General features: G+C 44.9%; 12 protein-coding genes. 5 read left to right on the top strand and 7 right to left on the bottom strand.

Annotated elements, in window-relative coordinates; all coding sequences use genetic code 11:
• The coding region (locus KIS30_05000) for a hypothetical protein (GenBank protein ID MBX8646098.1) at window positions 1-184 on the top strand (184 nt) is incomplete at its 5' end.
• A gap of 284 nt (window positions 185-468) precedes the next feature.
• Here KIS30_05000 and KIS30_04995 read toward each other — a convergent pair.
• From KIS30_04995 to KIS30_04980, 4 genes are all read right to left on the bottom strand, one after another.
• Complete coding sequence (locus KIS30_04995) at window positions 469-708, bottom strand: hypothetical protein (protein ID MBX8646097.1); 240 nt, start codon at window positions 706-708, stop codon at window positions 469-471.
• 631 nt (window positions 709-1,339) lie between these two features.
• Window positions 1,340-1,765 carry a type II toxin-antitoxin system VapC family toxin gene (locus KIS30_04990; protein MBX8646096.1) on the bottom strand — a complete coding sequence of 142 codons (426 nt, stop codon included), beginning with the start codon at window positions 1,763-1,765 and terminating at the stop codon, window positions 1,340-1,342.
• A gap of 4 nt (window positions 1,766-1,769) precedes the next feature.
• Window positions 1,770-1,994, bottom strand: a complete 225-nt coding sequence (locus KIS30_04985) for a type II toxin-antitoxin system CcdA family antitoxin (protein ID MBX8646095.1) — start codon at window positions 1,992-1,994, stop codon at window positions 1,770-1,772.
• Between the two features lie 79 nt (window positions 1,995-2,073).
• Entirely contained in the window at window positions 2,074-2,283 is a 210-nt protein-coding gene (locus tag KIS30_04980; GenBank protein MBX8646094.1) for a hypothetical protein, read from the bottom strand.
• Between the two features lie 157 nt (window positions 2,284-2,440).
• Between KIS30_04980 and KIS30_04975 the strand changes: the two genes are divergently transcribed.
• Window positions 2,441-2,668: a type II toxin-antitoxin system CcdA family antitoxin gene (locus KIS30_04975; GenBank protein ID MBX8646093.1), complete on the top strand. Its 228-nt coding sequence runs from the start codon at window positions 2,441-2,443 to the stop codon at window positions 2,666-2,668.
• A 77-nt stretch (window positions 2,669-2,745) separates the two neighbouring features.
• Window positions 2,746-3,114: a type II toxin-antitoxin system VapC family toxin gene (locus tag KIS30_04970; GenBank protein ID MBX8646092.1), complete on the top strand. Its 369-nt coding sequence runs from the start codon at window positions 2,746-2,748 to the stop codon at window positions 3,112-3,114.
• 37 nt (window positions 3,115-3,151) lie between these two features.
• On the opposite strand, the gene KIS30_04965 is transcribed toward KIS30_04970, so the two are convergent.
• The 3 genes from KIS30_04965 to KIS30_04955 form a co-directional block, all read right to left on the bottom strand.
• A complete protein-coding gene (locus KIS30_04965; protein MBX8646091.1) occupies window positions 3,152-3,463 on the bottom strand; it encodes a hypothetical protein in 312 nt (103 codons plus the stop codon).
• Window positions 3,464-3,616: 153 nt separating this feature from the next.
• Window positions 3,617-4,090, bottom strand: coding sequence for a PIN domain-containing protein (locus tag KIS30_04960; GenBank protein MBX8646090.1), 474 nt, complete (start codon window positions 4,088-4,090; stop codon window positions 3,617-3,619).
• Window positions 4,047-4,334, bottom strand: coding sequence for a hypothetical protein (locus KIS30_04955; GenBank protein MBX8646089.1), 288 nt, complete (start codon window positions 4,332-4,334; stop codon window positions 4,047-4,049). Before KIS30_04955 ends, KIS30_04960 begins: the two co-directional genes overlap by 44 nt.
• 203 nt (window positions 4,335-4,537) lie before the next feature.
• Between KIS30_04955 and KIS30_04950 the strand changes: the two genes are divergently transcribed.
• Both KIS30_04950 and KIS30_04945 read left to right on the top strand, forming a co-directional pair.
• A complete protein-coding gene (locus KIS30_04950) occupies window positions 4,538-5,260 on the top strand; it encodes a hypothetical protein (GenBank protein ID MBX8646088.1) in 723 nt (240 codons plus the stop codon).
• 360 nt (window positions 5,261-5,620) lie between these two features.
• Window positions 5,621-5,824, top strand: a 204-nt coding sequence (locus KIS30_04945; protein ID MBX8646087.1) for a DUF3800 domain-containing protein, incomplete at its 3' end; no start/stop codon positions are given.

Here is a 5,824-nt window from a genome sequence, read left to right as displayed (position 1 = left end):
AATTGCCGATATGGCAGGGGATATCAGATGCAAGACTCGCCTCCCACTTCCCGATTCACTTATAGTTGCGAGCGGCGTGGCTTCGAAAGCGCAATATTTGGTCTCACATGACGGCTCGTTTGAAAAAGCTAAACAGATCATCCGTCCAGTCTCCTCCCGCACATTATGCTCGCTCCTCGACTGAGACAGCCTGCTGAGGATTCTGATACTGTGACAATCATGCTGTCAACACTGACCTTGGTGCGGATGATTTGATGGCAAGAACTACCTACAAACACGTCGACGCAAGTAGATTGGACTGGAAGCATATTGCAGATGAGGTCACATTCGACTGCTTTATTGAATAAATGGAAATTCAACAGAGAAGCGCTGCACGATCGCTGAAGTGTTCTTTGATTCCAATAGCACATGCTGCGCTTTTGACCTCGGACAACCTGATGAGAGAACCATCTGCCCGGAATTTCGCCGCTATAATCCCAGTCGCTTCTTGACTTCTGAAGAGGAATATGTTCTTCCCGTTCTGATATCGAGCAATCCACGGAGCAGCGAAGCCCTGAACTCCTCGGTGTATTTGCCTTCTTCATCGCCTTCGGGTATCAGCGAAATCAGCGCTTCTATTGTTTCATCGTATGTTGCCCTTTTGTATGGCTTGAGGCGGCTGAGTTTTTCCCTCGTGGCCCTGGAAATTCGTATCGTTGTGTAACCCATGTATAACGAGTGTATAATGGCCACATCATGCCTATAAACCCGTCTTCTTCGAATCTGCCCGCTGCACTCCGCTTGGCGATACGAACAATTCCTAGCCGGAAAGACTACTTCCTACCAAGAAACCCGTGAAACACATTTGAACAGCTCTCATCCTTAGAAACAACAAAGTCCGTCCCACACATCCGTTTGGAGGAAGACATTCATGTTGAATTGGTGAAGAAGCCTATTTCTGCAATGATTGAATTCAAGGAGAAGAGAAGATAATTCTCCTGCTTGTGGCACAAGCTGTGCAACGCAGGCGAGCGGTCATTGGTAGCACAGAATTTCAGTCAGAACGGTCGGGCCACTCAATAGTAACCGTGATTTCTTCAGGTGTGTCTGTCTGGAAGAACGCCTTATTAAGCTGCACAATTACTTGATCGTCCTGAAACGACAGACGGAAGGATTCTCTGTACGTCTGCAGGTAAAGAAAACCAGGCCCGCCCTTTATACCGCGTATCTTCACGAGTTTTTTTGTTATACTTCCCAACAAATAGCCTCCTGCCCATTGGCCTGGAACGAAAGCGATCGTTGCCTATATGATATAAGCCGTGTAATTTGCCTGTTGCTAATTATTGCATTTCCCAGGCATTCATGCAGCCAGGTCCTCTGCCTTCTTTACTGTAATGCCGGCCGATTTTCCCGCCGAAGCCATTTTCTTGTCGTTTGTCACAAGAGGCAAATTTAGTTTCTGGCTCTGGAATATGTAAGCTGCGTCGTAAAAAGTCAGGCCCTTATCGAGTGAAAGCCGGAGCACTCTTTTCAGATCTTCCGGGTCAAGGTGAATCCTCCCCACAACATCCATTACCTTGGAGAATTCGTTGGAAAGAGCAAGGACTTTTTCATTATCCAGACCGCTTATGTGGCTGTCGTTTCCTTTGTTCAGAATACTCCCGATTTCATACAATGTCAGATCGAGAACGAATGAGCTGCTGAGTATGGGCAAAATCTTTCTATCCGAGCTTAAGAAAAACAATTCAAACAATGAGCTCGCATCGATCACATAACCTTGCGGCAAGTGCTCACCTCCCTTCTCTGTCCTTACGAATTTCAAGCACCAGTTGCTCCACGTCCACCCCCTTTAGAAGCTGATGTATCCTGGAAATGCTACCGGCGAGTTCCTCGTCTCTCCGTTTCTTTATTTCTTCCTTCAGTGCAGCTCTGATTACTTCAGAGTAGTTGATTTTAAGTCGTTTTGATTCCTCGAGCAGATTCTCATCAATCCTTACGCTCAGGAGTTTAGTCATACATCATTGTATGACGATTTGTGTATATACATATTTGGTTGCATGTTCAATGCAACCGGAGTTGTTCTTCCTGAGCTGGCTATTTTACTCCCGCCCATCCGTTCGAGAGTTCTTTCTTGATCGCCTCTTCCTCTGCATCTGTGAGTTTCCAGCTGCCAAAGCAATCTGAAAGGTTGCCTCTGGTATGTGCCAAGCGGAGTATTACCTCAGTAAAACTCTCGTTACCTCTCTTCTCCCTCTTGAGCGATTCATATGCTGCATCGGTAATGGAGATAGTCTTGATTGCCATACAAGTATGTGTATGGGCATGCACACTTAAAGACCTTGATATGCGTAGGCACTTCTTAGAAAAGTGACAATCCAATTTCTCTAAAAGATGTCCTCTACCGGCGAATAGCGCTTGATTCGGTATTACTTAAATAAGTAAATGGTATTACCACAATTGTATGCAGGAAGTGGTCACAGCAAAGATATCAAAGGACTTGAAGGATCGTGCACGCAAGTATGGAATAAACATATCCGGCTTGGTTCGCGGTGCCCTTGAAACTGAAGTCGCAAGAAGGGAAGAGAATGAGCTCAGAAAGAGCCTCGATGAATTGAGTGCTTCTCTAAAGGGCAGGATTTCCAGCAGGGATGTGGTCAGGGCTGTTCGTGAGACAAGGGACGAACGTTGATTCCAGACCGCTCGCGTACTCCGAAATTTCAAACGTCCTCCGCAAGTTTGTTTGATGCATCTGCAATTGTCAATCTGTTGATTTCACAAGGCGGACGGATTATTGACATTGTAACAGGAAACTGGACACTGGATTTGACAGTATATGAAGTGGGTAATGCCGTATGGAAGTTGAATACTATAAAGAGTAAAATCACATCGGCTGAAGCCGATAACCTCCTTCGTAACTTGCTGGACATAGTGGCGGACCGGATAAGACTGATATCATCCTCGGAAATCGACCATCTCTCCACAATTAGAATTGCCCGTGAAGAGAAGCTCGGTTATTACGATGCAATCTATCTTTCCATCGCCATGACCAGAAATCTTCTCCTGGTTACAGACGATAGACGGCTCTACAATTCGGCCAAGAAGTATGTGAAGGTCCTGACTTCAAGCCATCTCTGAAATTGAGCATCGCTTTGCCCACAGTTTCCATATGATTTCACAGAAGCTGAAACTGCTTGCCTGAGAAGGCGGTATTGATTTCGTCCAGTCTCTTAGCAACGTATCTTCCCTTCTCGGTGAGTTCGAGCTTCCTTGTGCGGTGCACTGCTTCCGGATCAAAATCCATTGTTATCAGTCCTAGCTCTGTCGCCTTTCTGGCTGCCGCATATCCAACATTGGGATAGATGTTTGAAGCATCTATCATCCATGTCATATTTCCTGGTCCCTCAAGGTACAGGAAGAGCAGCAGCCGTGCCAGACCCGATTGCTTCTCAAATGCCCTGATTGGCTCGATCTTGTCTGATATCATTTCTACCACCCCAGGTTCTAAGCCAATTTCTCTCCTGAGCCAGGAGTGAGCAGCCATTGCCGATTTTAATGCTTATCAGACAATTATCCAGCCCGGATAACAGCATAGGATTTAGGAAAGTCGAGTAGAGACAAAATCTCAATATTCAACTTTCTACTGATCGGTCAACATTGTCTCTGCGTATTCCGCCAGTCCTCTGAAACCTGAATCATAGCTGAGAATGAATTTGATCTTCTTGTCCTCAATGTGAGATAAGGAAATGCAGTCGGTGAAGCTGAGTCTCCTTTCACTATAGCGCCTGAACATCTCCCAGGCTGAAGCGAATACATTCTTATCGGTCCACAGAAGCTTAATTCGATCAGACTTGATTATGAAATTTCCTATATCGAACGCAATTTCCGGTTTTCCGGTTCTTGCGAGTGCGAGAGTAACTGCCTCGTCGACAATATAATCTGAGGTGTAAACCGTCCCGAAAGTACCCTTCAGCGCCTTTTTGATTACCTCGACGCTCGACCTGTGCTTGTTGTCTTTGGAGTTTCTTGCACCGACGAACACACCGGTATCTACGAAGACAGAAATGATATCACTCTCCCTGGCGTTCCAATCGGTAAAGGTACTTGTCGACATTCTCTGCCGCGTCACTCACTCCCCAGTTGACCGGTTTGCCTAGCATCTTCCATGCAGCGTCTTTTTCAAGTGGTGTTTTCTTGATTTGCCTTATGAACTCATCTTTGTGAGCGGTGCCGAAATCGATGAGGGCTCCCAGCGCGTCCTGCTCATTGAGTTTAACACCTTCCTCCAGGAATAGGCTCGCGAGAAATTGCTGGAGCGTCAGCTTCTTTTCTTCTTTTATCCTTATGGTTGTAGACATTGTATACATGTATATGTGTATACAATATATAGCCTTTTAGTTGTCATACTGCAGCTATTTACATGGCATCAATATATGGTTAGGTTTTGTTATCCTGTATTAAAAAAAAGCAGTCACAATGTGTATTAACTTGCTTTGAGATATTATAACCAGAAATTTCATGTGTTTAGCGTAAGTCGCTGATAAGTGGAGGTGTGAACGACTTGACCCTTTCAAGCAAATATATTTCCGAAGGGTTTCTAAACCCCTTTCCAGTCGACGAAGTAATCCAGCTGGGAAGGAAGAAACATTGGAAGTATGCAAAATACGTCAAAGAGAAACTCACTCAGAACGCTGGAGCCAATTCCTCCGACTTTGCGGAACTTCTGAAGTTGATGATAGACTTCGTGAAGGAGGATGTCACCCTTCTTCGTATAGATACTGCCACGCTGGAAACTTTTTTCAGGAAGATAGACGAGTTGAACGAGGCTTTCAGGCAGATTGATAACTACATGAAGAAACTGAGCATGTCTGAAAGAAGAGAAGTCTGGACAGCTTACATAGATTCTGCTATACCCAAGATGGAAAAGGCGCGGGAGTCTTTTGCAAGAGTCATCGAAGACAAGTTGGAATGGGATGACGTCGACCCACTGATGATATCATATTTTAAATTGTACGTTAGAGCCTTTCAATCGCTGAATTCAGAATTGAAGACTTGCCAGGATCAGGACGTTGACAGAATACTCAACACAATATCTGTTTTTATACTGGTTTATCAACCGGTTATTTACGCTCATGCGTCGATTGGAATAAGCAAGGAAGTCGTTACAAGACGACTTTCAGAGATACTCCTGTCATTCAGCACTGCGCCCGACGGGATTCCAACGATATCAGAAACCATGCTTCTGGGCGAAATGCTAAAAGTACCCCTTGAAGAAAGTGCATAGTAGGGTATTCCATTTACGGCTGCGGCGAACAAGATGAATGCGAGCAGGATGCTCTTCCTGGATACTCAGATTTTGCTGGAGTTTGTTTATCCTGGCAGACCAAATCATGTTGAGTGCAGAGTGTTCTGCGACGGCTTGAAACCAAATGAGACACTTGTTCAAAATGTAGTAATGATTGAGTTGACAGATATTTTATTGAATTCAATACCGGCATAATGAATCTGAGCGCTGAGAATTTGTATCATGAATGTATTAATACCCCCGTGGCGATCTATATTCAGTGGCTAAGAGGGTTGCATAAGTGATCCGTTAAGAGCCTCGGTTCTTACTTGGCTGCATCTCATGAGTTTTCGGGCGGTTATGTTTTTAGGGGCGTTCACTTTTAACGCCCCTAAGTATCTTCTCTATGTTGATGAATCAGGTGATCCTTTAGGTTGGAGAGATCAAACTCACTTTATACTCGGGGCAATTGCGGTTCACGAAGGGCAGGTAAACACCATAAGCAGAAAACTTGATGAAATTCAGCGAATTGTGTTTCCGGAAACTGGAAGTGGGATAGATATC

This window comes from Candidatus Sysuiplasma acidicola (assembly GCA_019721035.1).
Taxonomy (GTDB): Archaea; Thermoplasmatota; Thermoplasmata; order Sysuiplasmatales; family Sysuiplasmataceae; genus Sysuiplasma; species Sysuiplasma acidicola.
Note: the sequence above shows the minus strand (reverse complement) of the source record. Positions and strands in the feature narration are given on the sequence as shown.

Bases quoted from the DNA above. Each gene is read 5' to 3' on its own strand.
- KIS30_04995 (MBX8646097.1), bottom strand. From the start codon at position 708: ATGGGTTACACAACGATACGAATTTCCAGGGCCACGAGGGAAAAACTC.
- KIS30_04985 (MBX8646095.1), bottom strand. From the start codon at position 1,994: ATGACTAAACTCCTGAGCGTAAGGATTGATGAGAATCTGCTCGAGGAA.
- KIS30_04980 (MBX8646094.1), bottom strand. From the start codon at position 2,283: ATGGCAATCAAGACTATCTCCATTACCGATGCAGCATATGAATCGCTC.
- KIS30_04975 (MBX8646093.1), top strand. From the start codon at position 2,441: ATGCAGGAAGTGGTCACAGCAAAGATATCAAAGGACTTGAAGGATCGT.
- KIS30_04965 (MBX8646091.1), bottom strand. From the start codon at position 3,463: ATGATATCAGACAAGATCGAGCCAATCAGGGCATTTGAGAAGCAATCG.
- KIS30_04960 (MBX8646090.1), bottom strand. From the start codon at position 4,090: ATGTCGACAAGTACCTTTACCGATTGGAACGCCAGGGAGAGTGATATC.
- KIS30_04955 (MBX8646089.1), bottom strand. From the start codon at position 4,334: ATGTCTACAACCATAAGGATAAAAGAAGAAAAGAAGCTGACGCTCCAG.